Genomic DNA, 521 nt, shown 5'->3' with positions numbered 1-521 from the left:
AAGGACGACCTCAAGCCCTCCGACATCCTGACACGCGAGGCCTTCGAAAACGCCATCCGCTGCAACGGCGCGATCGGCGGCTCCACCAACGCGGTGATCCACCTCCTCGCGCTCGCCGGCCGCGTCGGCGTCGACGTGACGCTCGACGACTGGGACCGGCTTGGCCGCGACGTGGCAACGATCGTGAACCTCATGCCCTCAGGCAAATATCTGATGGAGGAGTTCTTCTACGCCGGCGGCCTACCAGTCGTCCTGAAACGTCTGGGCGAAGGCGGGCAGCTCCACAAGGACGCGCTCACGGTTTCCGGCAGGCCGATCTGGGAAGAGATCAAGGACGTTACCAACTACAACGAAGATGTCATTCGGCCACTTGAGAAGGCCCTGACCCCGCAGGGCGGGATCGCGGTCCTGAAGGGCAATCTTGCTCCGAAGGGGGCGGTCCTGAAGCCTTCCGCGGCCTCACCGCATCTGATGCAGCACCGCGGCCGCGCCGTGGTCTTCGAGGACATCGACGACTACAA

Annotated in this window: 1 protein-coding gene; it reads left to right on the top strand. The window is 64.1% G+C overall.

The features are described from left to right. A partial coding sequence (locus tag EIP85_RS20330) for a dihydroxy-acid dehydratase domain-containing protein (RefSeq protein WP_206615608.1) occupies positions 1-521 on the top strand: 521 nt, incomplete at both ends.

The organism is Solirhodobacter olei, assembly GCF_004010155.1.
Classification (GTDB): domain Bacteria; phylum Pseudomonadota; class Alphaproteobacteria; order Rhodobacterales; family Rhodobacteraceae; genus Solirhodobacter; species Solirhodobacter olei.
This window is presented reverse-complemented; position numbering and strand designations above follow the sequence as displayed.